Origin of the sequence: Pedobacter sp. N23S346, from assembly GCF_048515415.1 — a bacterium.
Lineage (GTDB): Bacteria > Bacteroidota > Bacteroidia > Sphingobacteriales > Sphingobacteriaceae > Pedobacter.
In genome coordinates this window covers 655,482-678,666 of record NZ_JBLYEE010000002.1, presented here as the reverse complement: position 1 = coordinate 678,666, position 23,185 = coordinate 655,482, and the positions used below count along the sequence as shown (strand labels likewise).

The following is a 23,185-nucleotide window of genomic DNA, read 5'->3' as shown; positions in this document are numbered from 1 at the left end:
CTTAGTGTTAACGGATAGTTGCATCAGAGACACTACTTTCGTAACAAATATTTAACTATGAATAACGCAGGTCAGAAAATATTAATTGTTGATGATGAGCCAGATATTCTGGAACTGATCGAATACAACCTGAAGAAAGAGGGCTATCAGGTTTTCACCGCTTCAAATGGTCAGGAAGGAATCACGGTAGCAAAGAAGGTTCATCCTGATTTGATTATTTTAGATATCATGATGCCGAAGATGGATGGAATTGAGGCTTGTAGGTTGATGAGGGCTATTCCGGAGTTTAAAAATACTTTTATGGTGTTTTTAACTGCGAGGAGCGAAGAGTATTCAGAAATTGCTGGTTTTAATGTTGGTGCGGATGATTATATAGCTAAACCAATTAAACCTCGTGCCTTAGTGAGTCGCATCAATGCTATCTTGCGAAGAAACTCGGGTACAGAAGAAGTTTCAGAGAATAAGCTCGAAATTGGAGATTTAGTGATCGATAGAGAGGCATATTTAGTTTTTCAGAGTGGTAACAAAGTGGTATTAGCAAAGAAGGAATTTGAATTGCTGTATCTTTTAGCTTCGAAACCTGGCAAGGTGTATACCCGTGAGTCGATTCTTAAAAATATCTGGGAAGATTCTGTTGTGGTAACCAATAGAACAATTGATGTTCATATTCGTAAGTTAAGAGAAAAATTGGGTGAAACTTATGTATCAACAGTTAAAGGTGTTGGTTACAAGTTCGAACTTTCATAAAACGTCCTATACATATTTAAGCCGCAGATTCGCTGATTAATCAGAGAGCCTGCGGCTTTTTGATTTTACGTTATTGGGGTTGTAATAAACCCATTTAGTTAGTATTATGCAAGGAGGAGATTGCTTCGTCGTTCCTCCTCGCAATGACAAGTCTGCTCGGGGATCGTCTTCCTGAACTTGATTCAGGATCTTATCAGAGTAAGGTGATAAACTAAATTCAGCATGACGATTTGTTTAGTGCACCTCTAGCGAAATCGTCATTGCGAGGCACGAAGCAATCTTACTGCGATCGCTATATCACTTTAGTCGTAGCGAGACGCTACGACCAGATTTAGTTATAGGGGATAAGAAGTTACCGTTTAAACTGACGAAGTTTTTCCTTCGCACAGGCCAACAAAACTTCGTAAGTTATAACATGTGCATTAAGATTGCTTCGTCCTCCAAGCACGTGATGTATAGTTAACGCCCTTATTTAGGTTTATCCTTATTATCTACGGTTAATTTCTAAACCAATAAAAATAAATCCGTATTTTTGCGGCACATTAATATTACCGCAGTTGAAGTACCCAAATTTTAAAGACCTTATTATTTTCGAAGACAACGATTTTATCGTGATCAATAAACCACCTTTTTTAGCCTCACTTGATGAAAGAGGAGGATCGGGTGAAACTAATGTATTGCGTTTAGCCAAACAGTATAGCGATGATGCGCAAGTATGCCATCGTTTGGATAAGGAAACTTCCGGAGCTTTAATCATCGCGAAAAATCCTGAGGCTTACCGCCACGCATCGATGCAGTTCGAACGAAGAAAGGTTAACAAAACCTACCATGCAGTAGTAGATGGACATGTGATATTTGATCAGCTATTGGTGGATTTGCCAATCCTCAATGATGGAAATAAAAATGTAACCATCGATCGTGCGGAAGGTAAAAGGGCCGAAACGATTTTTGATTCGCTAAAATATTATAAGCATTATACGCTTGTAGAATGTAAACCGATTACAGGAAGAATGCACCAGATCAGGATTCACCTGGCTACCCAAAGGGCAGCCATTGTTGGAGATGATATGTATAAAGGTAAACCAGTATTTCTATCCTCAATTAAGCGTGGATATAAGCTAACTAAAGGTGAAGAAGAACAGCCAATTATGAAACGTTTTGCTTTGCATGCGAGGCATTTAGTTTTTAAAGGTTTAGATGATCAGGATATTATTATTGATGCGCCTTACCCTAAGGATTTCGCAACGCTAATTAAGCTGTTAGATAAGTTTGATGCGTAACACCTACTTCCCAGAAATGGAAATGAAACACTAATAATATGTATGTCAGATTTGTAAGTTACCTGGATAATATTAACCGATATAGAAAGTCTAAAATCTCAAATCGTAATTTTCTGGTTATACTCGCTGTAATTGTTGGTGTTCTTGCCGGACTTGCAGCAGCGGCTATAAAAAGTTTAACGCATCATATTGAAGAATTTCTTCAATCAGACTCGCACTGGAAGTACAAATATTATCTATACTTCATTTTTCCGATGATCGGAATTTTTCTGACGGTTTTATACATCAAATATTTCATCAGGAAAAGCAAGTTTGAAACAGGTCTCACGCCCTTGCTTTATGCCATTTCTAAAAAGTCAAGCAGGGTAGAAGCACATAACATATACTCACAGGTAATTACTGCTGCCATTACAGTAGGCTTTGGAGGTTCAACGGGTTTGGAAGCGCCAATCGTTACCAGTGGTTCGGCAATAGGATCTAATTTGGGTCGTTTTCTCGGCTTATCTTATCGCGAAATTACCATGCTTGTTGCCTGCGGAGCAGCTGCTGGAATTGCAGGCGCCTTTAATAGCCCGATTGCAGGAATTGTTTTTGCGGTCGAAATTCTCTTACCAGAGTTTACCATTCCAGCCTTTATTCCGCTATTGTTATCTGCCGCTACTGCAGCAGTAGTCGCTAGAATTTTCTATACACAGCAATTATTTTTTCTGGTTACAGAAGGCTGGCATATTGATGCATTGTTTTATTACGTGCTACTTGCTGGTCTGATCGGCTTATTCTCCATCTATTTTACCAAAGCAAATTATGCAGTAAAAGGATTGTTTTACAAAATTAAACATCCGTATACAAAAGTTGTGGTTGGCGGTTTAATGCTGGGTATGTTGGTTTTTCTCTTTCCCACGCTTTACGGTGAAGGTTATATTACGATGAAGAACTTGTTAAGGGGAGATTACCTGGCCGTCATTAACAATAGTATTTTTCAGGATTACAATACCATTCCTGCTTTGGTTGTATTGTTTACAGTGGTTACCATTTTTATGAAATCGCTGGCAACACTCATTACTTTAGGGGCTGGAGGTAACGGTGGTACGTTTGCGCCAAGCTTAATTATGGGCGGGCTGATTGGTTTTATTTTCGCTTATGTTGTGAATCTGTCTGGCCTGGCGCATTTAAATGTATCCAATTTTATTGTAGCCGGTATGGCTGCTGCTTTGGGTTCGATTATGCATGCTCCGTTAACCGGTATTTTCCTCATTGCGGAAATTACCGGCGGTTACATTTTGATGGTGCCACTGATGATTACTACGGCAATTTCTTATGCTATTAATCGCAGCTCACAAAAACACTCTATCTATACCAAGGTTTTGGCTGATAAAGGCGAATTATTATCTCATGAAGATAAAGATACGACAGTTTTGAACCAGATGAAATTGAAATATTTGATCGAAAAAACGTACCCTCAGTTATATATGAACGATCTGATTGCTGAAAAAATGAACGAGATCGTTCAATCGCATAAAAATATTTGTGCTGTTACCGATGAGTTGGGAGATTTTAAAGGGATTATTTACATAGAAGAGCTTTTTAGCGAAATGGTCAATAATCCTGATAAAGCTAATTTATCAGCCACAAACCTGGTACAACATGCACCAGCTACCATAATGGAAAATGATGATCTGAAAATAGTCTTACAGAAAATGGAACAGGAAAATGCCTGGCTTTTGCCTGTTGTTGACGAAAGCAATGTTTACAAAGGGTTCGTTTCTAAAACTGCGATTTTTAATAAATATAGGGCGCTACTGATGCGGCAGAATGATTATATGAGTTAAAACCCAATCCCTTTAAAAATATCTTTAGCAATGACGGGAATATAACTTACGAAGTTTTGCCGGCCTGTGTGAAGGGAAACTTCGTCAGTTTAATTGTAAATTATTTTTGCAACTCTGGTTGGTCGTTATTGAAAGTTATGCAACAGCATTCTTTGCCTAAACCATTTCACAAATGAGATTGCTTCAATCGATGAAAAATCGATTGAAGCAATGACGGGCGGGAGAAACAACTTACGAGGTTTAGCTGGGCTTGTGCAAAAGATAAATTTAGCCATAAACAACAAAAGCAGGATCAAATCCTGCTTTTGTTTATAATTTACTCCTTGAACTTTTTTACGCTTTAGCAATTACGATCGCTAGTAATTCCTCCTTTAGGGGGCTAGGGGGTATCAACCCTTTTCAGCCCGAACTTCTCAATTTTGCTATATAAATGACTTCTTTGAATATCAATTTCATCTGCTGTTTTTGATACGTTCCAATTATTTTTTTCCAGCTTAAATTTGATAAACTCCTTTTCTGCATGATCTTTATAATCCTGGAAATTATTGAAGCTATCAAAAGATGATGACATGCCAGAGCCGCCGATTGCACCTGCAATTTGAGTGCTGGTTGCTGCGCCGATATTTGTACCACCACCTGGGTTAGCAAAAGCACGGACATCATTTTCTGTAATTACTTTATCACTTAGAATAATTAAACGCTCAATCATATTATGTAATTCCCGTACGTTACCAGTCCACGGCAAAGCTTGTAAAGCTGCCATTCCACCATCATTTATCTTTTTAACAGGCATTCCATAATCACTGCAAATGCTTTCTAAAAAGTTTTGCGCAATCACTGGAATATCGTCTATACGTTCTGTTAAATGTGGAACATGAATATTGATTACATTTAAACGGTGGTATAAATCCATACGGAAGTTGCCGTCTTCAATTTCTTTCAGTAAGTCTTTGTTCGTTGCCGCCAATACGCGTACGTTAACCTCAATTTCTTTTTCACCGCCAACACGGGAAATTTTATGTTCTTGTAGTGCACGGAGCACTTTTGCCTGAGCAGAAAGACTCATGTCGCCAATTTCATCAAGAAATAATGTTCCACCGTTGGCCAATTCAAACTTACCAATACGTTGTTTTACGGCTGAAGTAAATGAACCCTTTTCGTGGCCAAATAATTCACTCTCAATCAGTTCTGAAGGAATTGCTGCACAGTTTACTTCGATAAGTGGACTATCTGCACGATTTGATTTTTCATGTAACCACCTTGCAACTAATTCTTTGCCACTACCGTTTGCACCCGTTATTAACACTCGTGCTTCAGTAGGAGCCACGCGCTCGATGGTTTCTTTAATTTTAGAAATACTGTCAGATTTACCTAAAATTTCTCGGGTTTTACTGGCTTTACGTTTTAAAACTTTTGTTTCAGTAACCAGGTTTCCACGGTCTAAACCGTTACGAACTGTAATTAATAAGCGATTTAAATCAGGTGGTTTTGAAATAAAATCAAAAGCTCCTTTTTTGCTGGCCTCAATGGCTGTTTCAACCGTTCCATGACCAGAAATCATGATGAAAGGTAGATCAGGTTTCAATAATTGCGCCTGTTCCAGCACTTCCATGCCGTCCATCTTATTCATTTTGATATCGCAGAGTACCAGATCGAAATTAGTCCTTTTGATCATTTCAAGGCCGTCGATACCGTTATCAATATCTTCAACGTCGTAATTTTCGTATTCCAGGATTTCGCGTAAAGTGCTTCTTATTGCCCGCTCATCATCAATAATTAATAGTTTGGCCATTTAGTATTTATTCAAGTTGAATGCGAAGATATTATTTTTAAATTAATGTATACTTTTTCCTACAACAATTATCGCTATTAACGGTAAATTTTGAAAAATGTTATAATCTATTTCTAACAGCCATCTGTCCCTTCAATAGAATTGCGAGACGTTCATTAGTTGGTTATTTTTCAGTTGAATACACTTTTTTTATATTCATCTAACTGCGAAGAACATTGATCGAAAATAAGAATTATTCAATTAATCTCATTAAAAAATATAAAAATGCAGGTCTATAAGCCGGGTTCTGTTTTCTGATTGCTCAGAACTTCTATCATTAATCCAGTATAAATGTTGCCATTTATCTCTAACGACCTACCCACTAACATCGGACGGGCAGCCCTACATGCGTTAGCCTATTTGGTCTTTCAACTCCCGGGGTTTACAAACCACTACAGTCACCTGCAATGCTCGTGCGCTCTTACCGCACGTTTTCACCCTTATCCCAACGTAAAGTTGAGACGGTATATTTTCTGTTGCACTAATCCGTGATTCAGGTTTTCAATCCTCAATCCCTTTCCGTTAGAAAGCGGGATGCCCTGCGTTGCCCGGACTTTCCTCTCTTCCGATAAATCGAAACAGCGATAGAACAACCTGCATTTTGCGCAAAGATGCTCGTTTTTAATCAAAAAGGTACTAAGAATTTTGATTATTTACAATTCTGTAGTTGGATAGAAACCTTACTGTACGGAACAAATCCTTGGTTGTTTCCAAATGAATTGGTAATATAAACCATTACCTGTGCAACATCAATATCAGCTAACTCCGGGAAGGCAGGCATTTTTTCCTGATACTCCTTGCCATTGATCATTATTCTCTCAGATATTCCATTCTTAATGATGCAAGCCAAACGGGTTTTGTTGGTTTTTAAAAAAACCGAATCCGTTAAAGGAGGGGCAAGTTTCCCTAAGCCTTCACCATTTTCTCCATGGCAATTCTGACATTTGGTTTTGTAAATATCCTTGCCATTCGATAGGTAATTTTGTAAATTAATAGTCTCCTGATTTTGGCAGGAAATAATTATCGCTATGATAGCAAATAGAAAGATAAAATGGATAATGTATTTGCGCATTAGTGTTTTGTTTAATTTGCCACGGAAACATTGAAAACACAGAAAAATGAAATTTTAATTCCATGTAAATCTGTGTTTCCGTGGCTAAATATTCTATTTTTTGTATTCAGCTAATAAAACAGGAATGTCCTTTTTCAATTGTTCCACCTGATCTTCTTTGGTGCCATCATAAGCGCCCCGGATCCGTCTGTCTTTATCAACTAATACCAGATAACCCTGATGAATATAACCGTCTTTCGCAGTACTATCTTCACCAACAGCTACCAAATAATTTTTCTCTGCTAAAGTATAAACACTGTCTTTGCTTCCATAAAGAAATTGCCATTTTTCGCCATCAACACCTAACTTTTGTGCGTATTTTTTTAATACCGAAGGTTTATCATATTTAAAATCTATTGTATGTGATACAAACATCACCTCAGGATTGGTTTTAAACTCGTTATAAACTGTCATCAAGTTGCGGTGCATCGTTGGACAAATGGTAGAACAAGAGGTGAAAAAGAAATCTGCTACATAAACTTTTCCATCTGTGGCCTTATTGGTAGTAATAATACTATCCTGATTTAAAAAAGCCCAATTGGGAATGGTTTGATAGACCGTATCTATCTTTTCTACACCAGTTGCATCTCTAACCGTTTCTGCATGGCGCTCACCATAAAATGGAAGTTTTTTGTCTTGTTTGCAAGATGAAAGTATAGTAATGGATAACAGACAAATGGCTATCGAAAAAATAATTTTATTCATGATATTTTATTAAAGTGTAAATATACGACCTCTGCTTAGCAGATGATAATTAAAAGTCGTTTTGTTGCTTCATTCTATTAATTTGTGCTTAAAGCAAAGATTTCCGCAGAAAAACCGCTTAGTCTCTGCAGAAATCTTGCAATTTTTAATGCTTATGATGCTCCATATTCATTTTTTCAGAAGGTGCAACATCATATGATTTTAAAACAGAGTCTGATGCTTTGGTTACTTTAATGTAACTGTCTTCAACTTGTCTAACTTTCACCATTTCTGATTTATAGTAATCTAAATCTTCCTGTTCATTTTTGCCCTTAAAGTCATCATTAAAAAGGTGCATCCAATCCATCATACCTTCATCTGCTTTATTTAAGCTGCTAATCAAAGCTGTTATTTTTGCAGCCTCTTCCGGCGACTTTATTTTATTAGATTTTAAAACGGAATCTAACTTCATTTTATTTGACATTACTTTTCCACCATCGATCATCAGTTTATCATGGAGATTAAGTACTTCTTTTTTCACTGCTTTCGAATTTGGTTCTGTTTTGCAAGCGTTAAAAAGGAAAACGATTAAGCATAATCCTAGTGTTATGGTCTTTTTCATATTAATTGTATTTAAAAATTATAAGTAATTCCGACATAAACTTTACCGGCACTCATGGGGTGATCGGTCTCAGCTTCCCATATATTTTTTTTGGATTCCGGCATTCAATGCTACATTCTTATAAAAAATGTCTGCTCCAACACCGCCCATTAAATTGTTCATCACGTACTCGCCTGTATTAGTGCATTCTAACGTTCGCTGTTCGGAAAATAAGAAAGTAAACAATACAATTCTAATCATCTGGATTCCTGGCATAGCCTGATATTGGCAAACGTTGATTCTTGCCGGAATTAAAGGGCTTCATCCAGAACGAAATCTCGGTTGGCGAACGTGAAATTTGACTTAATTAAACCGTTTTTGGTGGGTGGAAAATAGAAATGGAAAGGTCTTTAACTGGCTTTTCTAAGTAAAGACTTTCGGATTTGACAATAAAATAAGGAAGAGGATGGTTGATCGCTAAAATCCGAAATTCAGGATCAACTTCAACAATTCTTTTAAGTGTTTCCTGAATTTGTTTGTTTTTGCCATCTAAATCCTTCAGTTTCTTCGCTAAAAAACATTGTCCGTCGCAATGCAATTCAGGATGTGCTTTATTGATACAAAATACAGAGGTAATATATTCCTTATTCATTTGATAGCCTGAATACACAATCAATTGCATGTAGCAATTTGATATGGTACAGATCACCAGAAAAAATATAAGGGCTTTTTTAAACATTGTATTTCGCCTGCAAATGTACAAACGAAATTGAGGTTGGCAAGGAAAAAGGTTATATGGTATTTGTAAGTTTTATTTTATTAAACTTACTTAAGCATCTATATCTCAATCAGGCCCTGAAATAAATTCAGGGTGACGATCTGGTTATTACTGTTTTTCGATTGAGATTATTAATGCATTTAACTGAGAACGGTCGTCCTGCTGAACTTGATTCAGCATCTATATCGTAGTCAGGCCCTGAATCAAATTCAGGGTGACGATTTGGTTATTACAGTTTTTCGATCGAGATTATTAATGCATTTAACTAAGAACGGTCGTCCTGCTGAACTTGATTCAGCATCTTTCATATCGAATGCGTGTAATAATTTTATTAAAAACCAACTAATGGATAATTGCTATTGCTCAAATAATTATCCCGCAGATTAAGGAGATTTCCGCAGAAGCAAGTAGCAAAAATCTGCGGAAATCATTTTGATCTGCGGGCCAAACCTCTCGCATTACTCTAATCCGTTTGGTATTGATTATATTATAATATAGGCCCTGAACTAAATTCAGGGTGACGATCTGATTATAACAATTTTCGATCTGATTTATTAACACATTTAACTAAGAACGGTCGTCTTGCTGAACTTGATTCAGCATCTTTCATATCCAACTATTATGTTACTTCTATTAAAACCAACTAAAAGCTAATTACAGTTGCTTAAATAATTATCCCGCAGATTTAGGAGATTTCCGCAGAAGCAAATTACAAAATCTGCTAAATCAATTTTGATAGTGCTATTTTATGCTTTTAGCAAGGAAATCTCGGCTAGAAACTTGAAGTCTTTTAAATTGAGTGTATATAATTCAATATTATGGGTAATAGCAGTTGCGGCAATCAGTGCGTCAGGGAGATTGAGGTTATGCGATAACGTATATTGCTCAATCAAATTTACAGCATACCCAGAAATTGCTGAAGAAATAGGCAAAACAAATAGCTTCTCAATATCTTGTTTGATCAATTTAAGTTCAAATTTATTTCTTGCCCCATATAAGAGTTCGGCACATGTAACATCAGAAATTGCAATATTGACCTGACCAATCTTTTTTATAGCATCAATAACTAATGGATTGTTCTTATAAACTTCAATAAATATATTGGTATCACATAAAACCATTATCTCTTCCAGGCTTTGTTTCTCAATTCTTCTGCTTTAATATCATAATCTCTCCAGATACCTGCAGAAAGTGAAAACTCACTGGATTTCTTGACATCATTTAAGTTCGTAATCTTAACTTCAGCATCAATATTTGATGATTTAAGAAAGGACAAAAGCGCATCAATTTTACTTTGTTCCACGTCGCCTTTCAAAATGATCTCTGTCATAATAATTGATATTATAGTGTAAATATAAGAATTTCAAGGATAAATTTAATTTTTGATTGGTTAAGGCATATTTTGCATGTCCTGCTGAACTTGATTCAGCATCTCCATTCAAACAAAAAACCACAGATAAATTTTATTTATCTGTGGTTTTAAATATTAATCTGCGAATCTGCGGCTAGTCTAAGCCTGCAAATCAGCCATTACAGCTTTGATTTTTTCACCCAATTCTTCGTTTACTTTAGCGAAATCAGCACGATCAGCTAATGGTGCATTCACACTGCAATAGAACTTGATTTTAGGCTCTGTACCACTCGGACGAGCAGATACAATACTACCATCTTCAGTTATAAATTGTAAAACATCAGAAGTAGGGTAATCCAATTTAGTTACTTTTCCAGTTACTAGATCAGTTTCCTGGCTTAATTCGTAATCCTTTAATACAGAAACTTTAGAACCACCTAACGTAGCAGGTGGATTCTCTCTGAATTTCACCATCATGGCTTTGATTTCTTCTGCACCAGTTTTGCCTTTTTTGGTCAGCGATACTAAATCTTCTTTATATAAACCATATTCTACATACATATCCAACAAGGCATTGTATAAGCTGGCACCTTTATCTTTGTAGTAAGCAGTCATTTCAGAAATGAAAGCAGCGGAAACAACGGCATCTTTATCACGAACTAAATCGCCGATCAAGTAGCCATAACTTTCCTCACCACCACCAATAAAGTATTTTTTTCCTTCCAGTTCAGTCATTACCTGACCAATGTATTTAAACCCGGTTAGTGTATTATAATAAGTAACATCTTTTTTCTTTGCAATTTCTTCAATCAGGTTTGAAGTTACAATTGTTTTTACAATGAATTGGTTGCCATCTAATTTACCAGCTTCCTGCCATGCTGTTAAAAGGTAATTAATTAATAAACTGCCCGTTTGGTTCCCGTTTAATAAAACCCATTCACCATCGTTGTCTTTCACCGCAATACCTACGCGATCTGCATCAGGATCTGTAGCCAACACTAAATCAGCATCTATTTCTTTAGCCTTATTCATGGCTAAAGTTAAAGCGTCTTTTTCCTCAGGATTTGGATAAACTACCGTTGGAAAATTTCCGTCTGGTTTACTCTGTTCTTCCACAATGGTTACGTTGGTAAAACCAAATTGCTCGAGTGCTTTAGGTACCAAAGTAATTCCAGTACCATGGATAGGAGAATAAACAATTTTTAAATCATGTTGTCTTTTAATGGCTTCAGGAGAAATAGATAGTGCAGTGATACCATCTAAATATAATTTATCTACCGCTTCTCCAATTAATTCAATGTTTGCGTCAACACGATCAAACTTCACTTCATCAATGCTGCTGATTTTATTTACTTCATCAATTACCAATTTATCATCAGGAGAAGTGAACTGACCACCATCTGCCCCGTATGCTTTATAGCCATTATATTCTTTTGGATTATGAGAAGCCGTTAACATCACACCGCTTTTACAACCGAAATGACGCACCGCGAAAGAAAGTTCTGGCGTTGGTCTTAATTCTTTGAAAAAATAAACATAAATGCCATTGGCAGAAAAAACATCAGCGGTAATTTTTGCAAAATAATCTGAGTTATTACGACTATCATGTGCAATGGCAACACTGATTTTCTCACCTGGATACTTATTGTTTAAATAATTTGCTAAACCTTGAGTAGCAGTTCCAATAGTGTATTTATTGATCCGGTTAGAGCCAGCACCCATGATGCCACGTAAACCACCAGTTCCGAACTCTAAACTTTTATAAAAAGAATCAATTAATTCTGTTGTTGCATTCTGATCAACTAAGGTTTGTATTTCAGCCTTCGTTTTCTCGTCGTAATTACCGCCTAACCATTGGTTAATGGTGGCTTGTGTAGATTGGTCAATTGCTTGCATTGAGCTTTTTTTTAATTAAATATCTGGTGTGGAACAAAATTTCGTTGCTGAAGTTTGGTCAAAATTCATTTATTTCGATTTATCCAAATTTTATTTTGTTGAGGATGTTGCTTTTAAGCTTGTTTTGCTTATTTTCACGCCCCGATACAATAATAAAGAAATTCCGGTATTAAAATAAGGCCATCTTAACTTTTTCACAATCTGAATGGAATTATGTAAAGTTTTGGCAGTTTTTATCACAGATAAAATAATAATTAAGTAGATGAAAATATTAAAATTTGGGGGTACATCTGTTGGTAGTCCCGAGCGTATGACGAAGTTATTGGATATCATAAATCCAAATGAAGAACAGATTGTAGTGTTATCAGCCGTTTCTGGAACTACAAATAGTTTAGTAGAAATTTCTAATTATTTTTTAGCCGGAGATAAGAAGAACGGAAGCACTGCCGTAGAAAATTTATATCAAAAATATAAGGATTTTGTAATTGAACTTTTGCCTGCTGCTGATTTTCAGGAAATGGGAAATGAAGTGATTGATTACCATTTCAGCTTTTTAGCCGTTTTAACCAATGATATTTTTACCTCAATTGAGGAAAAAGTAGTTCTGGCGCAGGGCGAACTATTGTCTACTACTTTATATCACATTTATTTAAAGTCAATCGGAATTGAGTCTGTGTTGTTACCAGCTTTGGATTTCATGAAAACTGATGAAGACAATGAGCCTGATATTCCATTTACCACGAAACATTTAACCCCGCTTCTGGAACAACATAAGGGAAATAATTTATTCATTACACAAGGATTTATTTGCCGCAACAGCTTTGGTGAAGTAGATAATTTACGCCGCGGTGGTAGCGACTATACTGCTTCTTTACTTGGCGCTGCAATTTTAGCTGAAGAAGTTCAAATCTGGACAGACATTGACGGGATGCACAATAATGATCCCCGGGTGGTAAAAGGAACTAAACCAATTGCGCAATTGTCTTTTGATGAAGCAGCTGAGTTGGCTTATTTCGGTGCGAAAATTTTACATCCACAATCTGTTTTTCCTGCACAGAAGTATAAAATTCCTGTTCGTTTGTTAAACACTATGGAGCCATCAGCTGCCGGAACATTGATTACACACAACAGCGAAAAAGGGAAAATTAAATCTATCGCTGCGAAAGACGGCATTACTGCCATTCGTATTCAATCAAGCCGGATGTTATTGGCTTATGGTTTCCTTCGTCGTGTTTTCGAAGTATTTGAGCGCTATAAAACGCCAATCGATATGATCACCACTTCTGAAGTCGCGGTTTCTTTAACCATCGATGAAATTGGAAATCTTCCGAAAATCATTGAAGAGTTAGAAAGTTTCGGAACGGTAGAAGTAGATACCAACCACAGTATTGTTTGTGTGGTGGGCGATTTTGGTTCAGAAAAACATGGCTTTGCCAGCAGGGTTTTAGAAGGTTTGAAACACATTCCAATCCGTATGATTTCTTATGGAGGAAGCAATTACAATGTATCATTGCTTATTCTGAGTGAATACAAAACAGAAGCGTTGAGAAGTTTACATAACAGGTTATTCGAATAAATAGCTTAAATTAGTATTATGAATGAGGTGTTTTTTTTAGTGGAAGAAAGTTTAGAGGGAGGCTATGTTGCCAAAGCTTTAGGCGAATCAATTTTTACAGCAGCTGAAAATATGGATGATTTAAAAATTAATATTAAAGAAGCTGTACTTTGTCATTTTGATGAAGATAAAATGCCTAAAATAATCCGCATTCATTCTGTTAAGGAAGAGCTTTTAACCGTTTAACTATTGATGAAAACACCTCGTGATTTATCGGCTACAGATTTAATAAAAATTTTAAAAAAATTTGGGTACGAGATTACGAGACAAAAAGGTAGTCATATTCGTTTATCGGTTAATGTTGGAGAAGTAACTCATCATGTTACTATCCCAAATCATAATCCTTTAAAGTTAGGTACATTATTATCAATTGTTAATGATGTTAGTGAGTTTTTGAAAATCCCTAAAGCCGATATTTTAAAATAGATTATGCGAATACGAGATAAAAACCGCCAATGATGACCAGCAATCCAATTAGGAAGTGAAAAGCCAGAAAGCTTGAGGGTAATAATCCGTTTTTGTATTTTTTATAGGAATTGAATAATCCCAAGGAAATAATCAGTACAATAAATATGGCGGCTACAATCTTCATTTTTTAATAAATAAGAGAAACAGTACAATCAGAAGCAATACGATAGAGAATCGGATTTTTCCATTGTATTGTTTTTGGGTAATTCTTCCATTCTTTAAATCGAGGTAATTACCAAAGTATACCAACCCAAAGAATAAAATTAATATTATAATAAGGAATTTGAACATGTTCGTCGATAAAGATATATCAAAGTTTAACAATATAGAAACCCCTTTTTACTATTACGATACCGATTTACTGCAAAAAACACTTCGCACTTGTGCAGAAGCAGCAGCGCCGTATCAATTTCACATTCACTATGCCTTAAAAGCAAACTTCAATGCTGTTTTGCTTGAAGAAATTAAGGGTATCGGTTTCGGCGCAGATTGTGTGAGTGCCGGAGAAGTAAGGAGAGCAGTAGAAGTAGGTTTCGATCACCAGAAAATTGTTTTTGCAGGAGTAGGGAAATCTGATAAAGAAATTAATGAAGCATTGGATCTGGATATTTTCTGTTTCAATGTAGAATCTATTCAGGAACTGGACGTGCTAAATGAATTGGCTGCTGCAAAAGGAAAAGTAGCACAGGTTGCTATCCGCATCAATCCAAATGTTGATGCACATACGCACCACAATATCACCACTGGTTTAGATGAAAATAAATTCGGCATCAATTCCTGGGATTTACCAGAATGTGCAGAGACTTTGAAAGCATCTGCAAACCTTAAATTTATCGGGATTCACTTTCATATTGGTTCTCAGATTACCAACCTTGATGTATATAAAAACCTGTGTGTCCGCGTGAATGAGTTTGCCACCTGGTTTGAAGATAAAGGCTTTACACTAAAAGTTTTAAACGTAGGTGGAGGTTTAGGTATCGACTACTATAATCCTGATCATCAGATCCCTGACTTCGAATCGTACTTCAAAATCTTCGATGAATTTTTAGAAGTTAAAGCCGGACAGGAAGTTCACTTTGAATTGGGAAGAGCACTGGTTGGTCAATCGGCGTCACTGATCACCAGAGTTTTATATATTAAAAACGGCAAGAAGAAAAACTTCGTGGTTTTGGATGCAGGAATGACAGATTTGATGCGCCCGGCTTTATATCAGGCATATCATAAAATAGAGAATTTAAGTCGGAAGTCGGAAGTCGGAAGTCCGGAATCAGGTGTTATTAAGTATGATATTGTGGGACCGATTTGCGAAAGCACAGATTGTTTCGGTAAAGAAGTAGAACAGCCTGAATCTTTCAGAGGTGATGTATTTGCGATTCGTAGTGCAGGTGCCTATGGCGAAGTGATGGCCTCGAAGTATAACTTAAGAGATGCAATAAGATCTGTTTATAGCAACGAGATCTAATATTAATCATCAATGTAGGTCGCAAATAATCTAATCTGCGACCTGCATTGATGATTTTTTAACGATTTTCTAAAGCGTTTTTAAAACTTAATGCCTAATGTAAACCTGATGTTAAAGGGTTCTCCTTCAACAAAGAAATAATTATTTCCCGCATACGGAAAATCAGTGGTGATATCACCAGAAGAAATGTAGCGTTTATTTGCTAAGTTATCTGCAATTACCCTTACCCAATATCGTGGATTGGTAAAACTTATGCCTGCATCAAATTTCGTGTAATTTGGCAAGTATACATCCCGTTGACTGATCGCAGAGAGTTTCGAAATACTTGTTTGCCCGGCACTTAACGAAATTTTATTATAGCCCTTTAACGGAATGCTATACTGAATCCAAGTATTGAATATTTGTTGTGGTACATCAGGCATTTTTTGTCCAACAATAGAAGGATTATCTGGTGTAGGATCAAGGTTGTTATCTTTTGTAATTTTCGCATCCACGTAAGTGTAATTTGCCACTAAAGAAAGGCGGTCGGTAATATTCCCAATCACATCTACTTCTACACCATTGCTTACCACTTCGCCCAATTGCAGATAATAGGCAGCAGCGCCAGCCGCAGCGGTATAACTTCTAAAATCTCTTGCAGATACATTCTGTTTAGCCGAATGGAAACCACTTAGTGTAGTTAACAGCTTTCCATTAAACCAGTTCTTTTTGAAACCAAGATCGAAACTATTTCCAAATTGAGGGTCTATAGCCCGTGTCCCGGTAACTGTTCGCTGGCCTGCTGTGGTACCATCTGTGGTTGCGGTTACTACTTGCCCGGTTTGTGGAACGAATGATTGATCATATAAAAAGTAGATCGATGAAGTAGAATCTGGTGTAAAGGTTAATGCTAAGCGAGGCGAAAATGCATGTTGCTTGTAATAATCAGGCGCCCGAGGTCCTCTTGTAGTAGTTAAAATATTCCTGTTGCGATATTCAGTATAACGCGCACCAATGGTCAATAGAAATTTATTGAAGGCGATGTTATCATAAATGTATGCCGCAGTATAATGAATTTTATTTTCCTGTCTGATGGATCTTTTTGTTAAGGCAACAGTATTCGGATCTACATTGTAATTTGGGTTGTTCCGGTCGAAGGCAAATGAATTACTTCCATAATAAGTCGATAATGAGTCTTTTCCTGTGGTATAATCGCCCCCAATTAAAAGCGTATGCTTAAACAGCCCGGTGTTGAATTTACCATTCAAGAACAAATTGGTGTTGTAAGTTTCCCCTAACACATTTGAGTTGCTGGATATGCGCCTGGTATTACCCAGATTATCAAAACTGATTGAAGTTCTGTTATTTGCAGAAACCATATACCATTGTGTGGAAGGTGCTTTGACATAATTAGACTGCGAGGTTAACTGCCAGTTCGAATTAAATTTGTGAACGGCAACAAACCTTCCGGTATGCGTTTGTGCCACGCTTAACGGAAGACCCAAACCTGCGCTGTAATTTACGCCGATTGGATCTTGTAATACATCATTATCCTGGCGGAGCTTATTGATCGATGAACCATTTTTCACTTCGCCACGAATGTAATTGTATTCGGCAATCAGGTAAGTTTTCGGACTAAAATTATACTGAAGTACCGGAGCAATCACATATTTCTCCGTTTTCATATGGTTCAGGTAAGAATTCTGACGCTGGTAGGCCGCATTGAAGCGATAAGAGAACCCTTTATCCAATGCTTTACTGCCAATATCTACTGTTGACCGAAAAAGATTATATTTGCCTCCCGTGAGTTGCACATTCAAGAGCTTTTCTTTTGGCGCTTTGGTAGAAATGTTTAATGTTCCACCAGGTTCACCAACGGCACTTATAAATCCCGCAGGGCCTTTTATAAATTCAAGATTTTCAATTAAAGCTTCATCATCGAGGGTAGCACCGAGCACCAGTCGGCTGGGCATTCCATTGATGGTGGTAGATGCATTAAAACCCCTGATCTTGATGGATGCAGAATTATCAAAAGGAGAACTATTATATCCAAAATAGATTCCGCTGGCATTTCTCGCCATATCTTTTAATTGAAAACTTCCTTGCTGCTGTATAAGTGCTGCAGAAATGCTGATGATGTTTTGCGGCATTTGAAGTAGTGGAATTTGCATTCTAAGCGCTCCAGATAAGGTGTCTTTTCTTAATTTAGCCGCCTTTTTTCCAGCGATGCTGATTTCTCTCAGTTGCTGCGTCCGGTTAGAATCTAATGTAGATTTTGTTTTGCTTTGCTGTTGTGCAAATAGGTGTGGAATGTAAATAAAGATGATTAAAGAGAGGTAAAGTTTTTTTTTCATTTCTGTGCTTTTGTTAAATTGATGGTAATTGAGTTTATAATTCTGATTTAATTTTTGTACTTAGGAACAGGATAGAAGCAGATATAAACAAAAGGCCTAAAATGCTAATTATGATGTGCTTACTTTTGCCTGGCATTGGCAACATTTCAAATTTCGGTAGATGATGCAAGTCGGATAGGCTTAAATTTTTGTTGTGAATGATATATTCCGTCATGAAATCAACCCAGGTTTTTTGAAATCTATTCACCTGATTTTGATAGGATAGGTAGTCTGCTAATCCAGTTTCAGCTATTGAATTCAGCAAGTACTGCGTTTTAGTTGCGGGGTTTATCCAGCTTAAATTGGCAGAGATTGCATTTTGCTTTTGAGGATATCGATTGTAACTTTCTATCGCACTGGTCATCTTTCTCCCTAAGAGATCGTAATAAGCAACGAAACGAACAGTGCTATTTTCACTGGTATCTGCAGCAGTTTTTAAGTTGTTGTATTTCGGATTATTGAGGTAAAAAGTATCAATTAGCTTCTGTTTAGGCATCGCCCAAATGGCTTCGCTATTCTCTCTTAAAGCAACGGCTTCATCAGTTTTTAGCGGAATAGGACAAGATTGGCGGACCATTGCATTTGTAATCGCCGGCAAGACAAGGAGAAAAAAGCACCACGCTGCCAGGAGATAGAGTGCGTTCGCAGCAGAACTCTGGCCGAGCCTGATCAAAAGTAAACATGTCGAAAACCAAAATAACAGGTAAGCAGTTACCGTGCTCAGCCACAAAACCGAAGTGCTCCAATCAAAGGAGCTTAATATAGCATCACTAATGATCCCGATAATGCTCAGCATCCAGGCCAATATAATAACCAGTATAAAACGAAAGCTTAGTTTGTAAAAGATGATGTGTTTAAAATGCATGCCTTGTACGGCCAATAGCCGATCGGTTTGTTGTTCTTTCTCTTTCGACCAGGTGTTATAAGAAAGTGCGATAGCAAGCAAGGGAAGAAGATAAACGATCACGTAGGCAAGATCGAAATTGCCGGAAGCAAGCATTTCGGGGTTGGTAATTTCTGCATTAGGTGCCTGTACGGTATTTCGCCTCCTGGAAATCACATCATAATAAGGTAACAAATCCCGCTGACCCACAGATAACGACATCAATTTTGCTGGCCGATGCACAGCATTTAGCGGATTTCGATATTCAATCACCGAAGGAATTCCTGCCTGCGTAAAACTGAGCTTTCCTTCAGCAGTGGTGGTATCGGCTGTAAAACTGGCTGCGATTTCCTTAAATTTCTTTTGATAGTTTTGTTCCAGACTATCAATAGCTGTGATTTGTCTTTTAGTAAAATGGTGACCATAATAAATACTATACAAACCTGTTAAAAAGAAAAAAGCAATCAGGCACAACACTAAACGCTGCCTGCGAAGCATCCGCAATTCGAATAAAAATACCGTTTTAAGCAGGTTCATAATTTTGGGTTAAAGAACGTGAAGCAACAAACTGGAGAAATACGGCAAGAAGAATAATCCACCCCATTAAAGAAAATAAGGCGGTTTTATTTAATTTTAAGACTTTGTTAACATTAGGAAGCGGATCATTAAATTCTTTAAGCTGCGCAAAGTATTGCGGACCAACGGTATATTCTCCCTTTACATCTTTACTATGCATGGCCAGTTGCATATTCAGCTTCTTAATTAAATGATTGCGATAGACCTGTGCCTGTTTAAAAAAATACTGATGATGGTAATAGTCTGTGCCAGATAAAGCCATAGAAAACCGCTTGATAGAAAGAAACGGGTTAAATATTCCTGCTATATTTAGAAAATGCTGCTGTTCATCAAATTGATGTTCTACCTGTGCTAAATAATAATTAAAAGCCATGGTGCGATAATCTTCGTGGTATTGCAGCGTTAAGCCTTCAATATTAAAGGGCAACTCTTGAATAGAATCTACATGATATTTTTTAAGAATATTTTTAACAAAACGATCGCCACGTGCTGTGTAGGGATCATGGCCGTTCATTCCCTTTCGGTAGCCTTGTTCAACCAGATCAGTAAAACTTGCACGAGACATTGGCGGATAACTGCGATCTGCCATCCCCGTTAATAATTTTGGTAAAATAATACTCATCAAAATCCAGCAACTCAAAGCAGTCAAAAGCGCTTTTCCCGAATTACTGCTACATGCAGAAACCAGCGTGCCTAACAAAACGGTAAAGAAAAAATACATTAGAAATGCAAGGATTAACCAGAGTAATCTCGGAAGCAGATTGGTAAAATCAGTAGAAAGGAAGAGCATTAAAATCATCAATAGAAAAAACGGGAACACCAATACCACAATAAACAGGTAATTAGCAATTGCCTTCGCCCAAATTAATCTTGAAGTACTCAAGCCTTGAGCCAACAGCATTTTTAAAGTGCCGTTCTCTTTTTCGGTGGTGATGCTGGTTGCTGTAATAAATAAAATAAGTAGTGGAATCAGCAATTGCAAAATCAAGGCAAGGGTAAGCCGGCCGAAACGCATGGAGCCATCATTTCCTTCTGCATTAGCTGCATTAGGTTCGTGTTGCACGTGGGCTTCAACACGATAGATATTTCCTGCATAATCATCTAAGCCAGTATCAAAAACATTTAACAGGTTGATGGATTTAAAAAGGTAAGTTCCAAAGTGAGCAGCATCGTGCGGATTACGTTGTTGATGTTCCCATTGGTGTCTGAAGAGCATATTTGCCGCTGTTCTCTGTTTATGTGCCGATTGATAATCCAGAAATGTACAACCTGTGGCAACAATGAAAAGCGTCCAGATCATCATAGCTGATATGAACATAATTTTGTTTCGATAAACCACCAGCAACTCTTTTTTAATCAGCATCTGCCAAATCGAAAAATCCATTTTTTTCATTAAAGATTATTTTTAATAACGCATCAAAGTTGCATTATATTTTACATATTTGCAACTACATTGCATTTACTATTTCGAATTCAGGCATGATTAAAGATTTTATCCGCAGAAGAAAGTATCCTTTTTATAAGCAGCCAGATGCTATGGATTGTGGTCCGGTTTGTCTTAAAATGATTGCCGGATATTATGGTAAAAACTTTTCTATGCAACACCTTAGGAAGTTGTGTAAAATCGGGAAGCAGGGGACTACTATGCTTGATCTGATTGATGCAGCAGAAAATATCGGTTTTAAAACGATGGCTGCCGAATTGGAATATAACAAACTAAATAAACTACCGCTACCATTTATAGTGCATTGGCAAAAAGAACATTATGTAGTAGTTTATGAAGTAAATGATGAATCAGTTTATCTGGCTGATCCGGCGCTTAATGGTAAAATCGAATTAAACGCTACCGAATTTTTAGCAGGCTGGGGTATCAATGATAATAACCAGATTGGACGTGTATTATTGCTGGAACGCACCGCTGCATTTGATGAAATGGAAAGCAAGCCAGATTATAAAACCTCCCTGTGGAACCTGGTTCCTTACCTAAAATTACACCGTAAAGGTTGGTTTCCTATAGCAGTGAGCTTAGCATTGGCCAGTGGTTTTTCGCTAGTTATTCCGCTGCTTACACAGATGATTGTAGATAAGGGTATTCAGGGAAAGAACACCAACCTGTTACTCTTAATCTGCTTAGGTCAGCTCATGCTGTTTTCTGGCCGGATGCTGATGGATTTTGTACGCGGACGGCTACTGTTTAGAATTGGCGCGAGAACGAGCATCACGATGCTTAAAGATTTTCTGGCGAAACTGATGAAACTGCCTTTCTCATTTTTTGATAACAGGCAGGCAGGAGACAATATGCAGCGGGTGAATGATAATCAACGGATAGAGGAATTCCTGACCAATTCGCTCATCAATTTTATTTTATCGGCCATTACTTTGTTGGTGCTTGGTGGCGTTTTACTTCACTACAACTGGCAGATTTTCTTGTTATTTATTGTGGGCGCTGGCATTAGTATAATCTGGTCAAACTCCTTCCAGCAGAAAAGAAAAATCATCGATCAAAAAAAATTCAAGGTGCTTTCAGCCAATCAGCAACTCCTCCTGGAGATTTTTTATGCCATGCAGGAAATCAAATTAACCGGCAGCGAGGAAGAAAAAAAGCAGCTTTGGGAAAGCCTGCAAGATCAATCTTTTGATCTTAAACTCGAAGCTTTACAACTCGATCAGCGGATGCAGGGCGTTGGTGCTTTTATCAACGAAGTGAAAAACGTACTGATTACTTATGCAGCAGCCATGTTGGTGATCCACGACCAGGTAACCTTAGGTGGAATGCTGGCAATTACCTATATCTGCGGTCAGTTGAATGCACCGGTTAATCAGCTGGTCGAATTTTCGAGGGTTTCTCAGAATGCGAAATTCAGTTTGCTGCGCATAGACGAAGTACAGCAGGAAGCAGAAGAAGATTCTGGAGTGGAACAAGAATTAATAGCAAACGGGCCAGTAGACATTTTACTGAATCAGGTATCCTTCCGCTACGGGAGCAAACATAGCGCCCTCGTTTTAAAAGATGTTAGCCTGAACATCCCTGCAGGAAAAGTAACCGCCATTGTAGGTACCAGTGGCAGCGGGAAAACAACACTCATCAAGCTCCTGCTCAAATTTTATGCTGCTACTGATGGAAATATTAAAATTGGTAATCAGAAAATTGAAGCCATTAATGCCAGATCATGGCGGAAACACTGTGGAGTGGTTATGCAGGATGGGTATGTTTTCATGGATACCATTTCCAATAATATCTTCGCCGGCGCAGAAACTAAAGATCTGAACCGCCTTTACGAAGCCGCTAAAATGGCGAATATGCATGCTTTCTTTATGAAGATGCCATTTGGGTACGAAACTGTAGTTGGGAGGGATGGTTATGGCCTAAGTGAAGGCCAAAAACAGCGTTTACTGATCGCCAGAATGATTTACCGCAATCCTGATTATGTTTTCCTGGATGAAGCCACTAACTCCCTTGATGCGCAGAATGAACTTTCCATTGTAAATAATTTAAATACTTTTTTTAAAGGTAAAACGGTGCTGATAGTAGCCCATAGGCTTAGTACGGTAAAAAATGCAGATCAGATTGTGGTACTTCAACAAGGTGAGATTAAAGAGGTGGGTACACACCAGGAACTGCTTCAAATCAAGGGGCACTATTATCACTTAATTAAAAACCAACTGGAGCTGGGGCAATAATATTTCATTAACCTATAAAC

The 23,185-nt window shown here is 37.4% G+C and carries 21 protein-coding genes and 1 other RNA gene; 8 read left to right on the top strand and 14 right to left on the bottom strand.

Translation table 11 applies throughout. The features are described from left to right. Positions 1-57 precede the first annotated feature (57 nt). The 3 genes from ACN1CD_RS06780 to ACN1CD_RS06770 all read left to right on the top strand — a co-directional run bounded on the left by ACN1CD_RS06780 (position 58) and on the right by ACN1CD_RS06770 (position 3,856). Positions 58-747: a response regulator transcription factor gene (locus tag ACN1CD_RS06780; RefSeq protein ID WP_419129594.1), complete on the top strand. Its 690-nt coding sequence runs from the start codon at positions 58-60 to the stop codon at positions 745-747. Positions 748-1,304: 557 nt separating this feature from the next. Further along, positions 1,305-2,027 carry an RNA pseudouridine synthase gene (locus ACN1CD_RS06775; RefSeq protein WP_320463551.1) on the top strand — a complete coding sequence of 241 codons (723 nt, stop codon included), beginning with the start codon at positions 1,305-1,307 and terminating at the stop codon, positions 2,025-2,027. Positions 2,028-2,065: 38 nt separating this feature from the next. After that, positions 2,066-3,856 (top strand): chloride channel protein, encoded by a 1,791-nt coding sequence (locus ACN1CD_RS06770; RefSeq protein ID WP_419129593.1) that lies wholly within the window; start codon positions 2,066-2,068, stop codon positions 3,854-3,856. A 379-nt stretch (positions 3,857-4,235) separates the two neighbouring features. On the opposite strand, the gene ACN1CD_RS06765 is transcribed toward ACN1CD_RS06770, so the two are convergent. The 10 genes from ACN1CD_RS06765 to ACN1CD_RS06720 all read right to left on the bottom strand — a co-directional run bounded on the left by ACN1CD_RS06765 (position 4,236) and on the right by ACN1CD_RS06720 (position 12,108). Further along, positions 4,236-5,648, bottom strand: coding sequence for a sigma-54-dependent transcriptional regulator (locus ACN1CD_RS06765; RefSeq protein ID WP_419129592.1), 1,413 nt, complete (start codon positions 5,646-5,648; stop codon positions 4,236-4,238). Positions 5,649-5,907: 259 nt separating this feature from the next. Continuing rightward, an RNA gene (gene rnpB, locus ACN1CD_RS06760) (RNase P RNA component class A) lies at positions 5,908-6,288 on the bottom strand. Positions 6,289-6,336: 48 nt separating this feature from the next. Then, the gene (locus tag ACN1CD_RS06755; protein ID WP_419129591.1) at positions 6,337-6,759 is read right to left on the bottom strand and encodes a c-type cytochrome; all 423 of its coding nucleotides are present in this window, start codon (positions 6,757-6,759) and stop codon (positions 6,337-6,339) included. A 93-nt stretch (positions 6,760-6,852) separates the two neighbouring features. Further along, positions 6,853-7,503, bottom strand: a complete 651-nt coding sequence (locus ACN1CD_RS06750; RefSeq protein ID WP_419129590.1) for an SCO family protein — start codon at positions 7,501-7,503, stop codon at positions 6,853-6,855. Positions 7,504-7,648: 145 nt separating this feature from the next. Continuing rightward, positions 7,649-8,104 carry a hypothetical protein gene (locus tag ACN1CD_RS06745; RefSeq protein WP_419129589.1) on the bottom strand — a complete coding sequence of 152 codons (456 nt, stop codon included), beginning with the start codon at positions 8,102-8,104 and terminating at the stop codon, positions 7,649-7,651. Positions 8,105-8,173: 69 nt separating this feature from the next. Continuing rightward, positions 8,174-8,359: a hypothetical protein gene (locus tag ACN1CD_RS06740; RefSeq protein ID WP_419129588.1), complete on the bottom strand. Its 186-nt coding sequence runs from the start codon at positions 8,357-8,359 to the stop codon at positions 8,174-8,176. Positions 8,360-8,450: 91 nt separating this feature from the next. Next, positions 8,451-8,765, bottom strand: coding sequence for a hypothetical protein (locus tag ACN1CD_RS06735; RefSeq protein WP_419129587.1), 315 nt, complete (start codon positions 8,763-8,765; stop codon positions 8,451-8,453). A gap of 842 nt (positions 8,766-9,607) precedes the next feature. Beyond that, positions 9,608-9,982, bottom strand: a complete 375-nt coding sequence (locus tag ACN1CD_RS06730; RefSeq protein ID WP_419129586.1) for a type II toxin-antitoxin system VapC family toxin — start codon at positions 9,980-9,982, stop codon at positions 9,608-9,610. Beyond that, on the bottom strand, positions 9,982-10,191 hold the full coding sequence (locus ACN1CD_RS06725; RefSeq protein ID WP_419129585.1) for a hypothetical protein: 210 nt from the start codon (positions 10,189-10,191) through the stop codon (positions 9,982-9,984). Before ACN1CD_RS06725 ends, ACN1CD_RS06730 begins: the two co-directional genes overlap by 1 nt. A gap of 180 nt (positions 10,192-10,371) precedes the next feature. Beyond that, on the bottom strand, positions 10,372-12,108 hold the full coding sequence (locus ACN1CD_RS06720; protein WP_419129582.1) for a phospho-sugar mutase: 1,737 nt from the start codon (positions 12,106-12,108) through the stop codon (positions 10,372-10,374). 262 nt (positions 12,109-12,370) lie between these two features. Here ACN1CD_RS06720 and ACN1CD_RS06715 point away from each other — a divergent pair, with 262 nt between their 5' ends. Genes ACN1CD_RS06715 through ACN1CD_RS06705 form a run of 3 tightly spaced genes read left to right on the top strand, consistent with a single transcriptional unit; the run spans position 12,371 to position 14,149 of the window. After that, complete coding sequence (locus tag ACN1CD_RS06715; RefSeq protein WP_419129579.1) at positions 12,371-13,684, top strand: aspartate kinase; 1,314 nt, start codon at positions 12,371-12,373, stop codon at positions 13,682-13,684. Between the two features lie 18 nt (positions 13,685-13,702). Continuing rightward, entirely contained in the window at positions 13,703-13,909 is a 207-nt protein-coding gene (locus tag ACN1CD_RS06710) for a 2-oxoisovalerate dehydrogenase (RefSeq protein ID WP_419129577.1), read from the top strand. A gap of 6 nt (positions 13,910-13,915) precedes the next feature. Further along, positions 13,916-14,149, top strand: a complete 234-nt coding sequence (locus tag ACN1CD_RS06705) for a type II toxin-antitoxin system HicA family toxin (protein ID WP_419129575.1) — start codon at positions 13,916-13,918, stop codon at positions 14,147-14,149. Position 14,150: 1 nt separating this feature from the next. On the opposite strand, the gene ACN1CD_RS06700 is transcribed toward ACN1CD_RS06705, so the two are convergent. Continuing rightward, the gene (locus ACN1CD_RS06700) at positions 14,151-14,315 is read right to left on the bottom strand and encodes a hypothetical protein (RefSeq protein WP_419129573.1); all 165 of its coding nucleotides are present in this window, start codon (positions 14,313-14,315) and stop codon (positions 14,151-14,153) included. 165 nt (positions 14,316-14,480) lie between these two features. Between ACN1CD_RS06700 and lysA the strand changes: the two genes are divergently transcribed. Continuing rightward, on the top strand, positions 14,481-15,653 hold the full coding sequence (gene lysA / locus ACN1CD_RS06695) for a diaminopimelate decarboxylase (protein WP_419129571.1): 1,173 nt from the start codon (positions 14,481-14,483) through the stop codon (positions 15,651-15,653). An 80-nt stretch (positions 15,654-15,733) separates the two neighbouring features. Here lysA and ACN1CD_RS06690 read toward each other — a convergent pair whose 3' ends face one another. From ACN1CD_RS06690 to ACN1CD_RS06680, 3 genes are read right to left on the bottom strand one after another with little or no spacing between them, the layout of a single operon-like run. Further along, positions 15,734-17,986: a TonB-dependent siderophore receptor gene (locus ACN1CD_RS06690; protein ID WP_419129569.1), complete on the bottom strand. Its 2,253-nt coding sequence runs from the start codon at positions 17,984-17,986 to the stop codon at positions 15,734-15,736. Between the two features lie 34 nt (positions 17,987-18,020). Continuing rightward, the gene (locus ACN1CD_RS06685) at positions 18,021-19,445 is read right to left on the bottom strand and encodes a DUF3526 domain-containing protein (protein WP_419129568.1); all 1,425 of its coding nucleotides are present in this window, start codon (positions 19,443-19,445) and stop codon (positions 18,021-18,023) included. Beyond that, positions 19,432-20,877: an ABC transporter permease subunit gene (locus ACN1CD_RS06680; protein ID WP_419129567.1), complete on the bottom strand. Its 1,446-nt coding sequence runs from the start codon at positions 20,875-20,877 to the stop codon at positions 19,432-19,434. Before ACN1CD_RS06680 ends, ACN1CD_RS06685 begins: the two co-directional genes overlap by 14 nt. An 86-nt stretch (positions 20,878-20,963) precedes the next feature. Between ACN1CD_RS06680 and ACN1CD_RS06675 the strand changes: the two genes are divergently transcribed. Next, complete coding sequence (locus ACN1CD_RS06675; RefSeq protein WP_419129566.1) at positions 20,964-23,165, top strand: peptidase domain-containing ABC transporter; 2,202 nt, start codon at positions 20,964-20,966, stop codon at positions 23,163-23,165. The last annotated feature ends 20 nt before the right edge of the window (positions 23,166-23,185 follow it).

Coding starts and splice junctions, on each gene's coding strand:
- ACN1CD_RS06780 (WP_419129594.1), top strand. CDS start 58: ATGAATAACGCAGGTCAGAAAATATTAATTGTTGATGATGAGCCAGAT.
- ACN1CD_RS06770 (WP_419129593.1), top strand. CDS start 2,066: ATGTATGTCAGATTTGTAAGTTACCTGGATAATATTAACCGATATAGA.
- ACN1CD_RS06765 (WP_419129592.1), bottom strand. CDS start 5,648: ATGGCCAAACTATTAATTATTGATGATGAGCGGGCAATAAGAAGCACT.
- ACN1CD_RS06755 (WP_419129591.1), bottom strand. CDS start 6,759: ATGCGCAAATACATTATCCATTTTATCTTTCTATTTGCTATCATAGCG.
- ACN1CD_RS06750 (WP_419129590.1), bottom strand. CDS start 7,503: ATGAATAAAATTATTTTTTCGATAGCCATTTGTCTGTTATCCATTACT.
- ACN1CD_RS06745 (WP_419129589.1), bottom strand. CDS start 8,104: ATGAAAAAGACCATAACACTAGGATTATGCTTAATCGTTTTCCTTTTT.
- ACN1CD_RS06740 (WP_419129588.1), bottom strand. CDS start 8,359: ATGCCAGGAATCCAGATGATTAGAATTGTATTGTTTACTTTCTTATTT.
- ACN1CD_RS06735 (WP_419129587.1), bottom strand. CDS start 8,765: ATGCAATTGATTGTGTATTCAGGCTATCAAATGAATAAGGAATATATT.
- ACN1CD_RS06730 (WP_419129586.1), bottom strand. CDS start 9,982: ATGGTTTTATGTGATACCAATATATTTATTGAAGTTTATAAGAACAAT.
- ACN1CD_RS06725 (WP_419129585.1), bottom strand. CDS start 10,191: ATGACAGAGATCATTTTGAAAGGCGACGTGGAACAAAGTAAAATTGAT.
- ACN1CD_RS06720 (WP_419129582.1), bottom strand. CDS start 12,108: ATGCAAGCAATTGACCAATCTACACAAGCCACCATTAACCAATGGTTA.
- ACN1CD_RS06715 (WP_419129579.1), top strand. CDS start 12,371: ATGAAAATATTAAAATTTGGGGGTACATCTGTTGGTAGTCCCGAGCGT.
- ACN1CD_RS06710 (WP_419129577.1), top strand. CDS start 13,703: ATGAATGAGGTGTTTTTTTTAGTGGAAGAAAGTTTAGAGGGAGGCTAT.
- ACN1CD_RS06705 (WP_419129575.1), top strand. CDS start 13,916: ATGAAAACACCTCGTGATTTATCGGCTACAGATTTAATAAAAATTTTA.
- ACN1CD_RS06700 (WP_419129573.1), bottom strand. CDS start 14,315: ATGAAGATTGTAGCCGCCATATTTATTGTACTGATTATTTCCTTGGGA.
- lysA (WP_419129571.1), top strand. CDS start 14,481: ATGTTCGTCGATAAAGATATATCAAAGTTTAACAATATAGAAACCCCT.
- ACN1CD_RS06690 (WP_419129569.1), bottom strand. CDS start 17,986: ATGAAAAAAAAACTTTACCTCTCTTTAATCATCTTTATTTACATTCCA.
- ACN1CD_RS06685 (WP_419129568.1), bottom strand. CDS start 19,445: ATGAACCTGCTTAAAACGGTATTTTTATTCGAATTGCGGATGCTTCGC.
- ACN1CD_RS06680 (WP_419129567.1), bottom strand. CDS start 20,877: ATGAAAAAAATGGATTTTTCGATTTGGCAGATGCTGATTAAAAAAGAG.
- ACN1CD_RS06675 (WP_419129566.1), top strand. CDS start 20,964: ATGATTAAAGATTTTATCCGCAGAAGAAAGTATCCTTTTTATAAGCAG.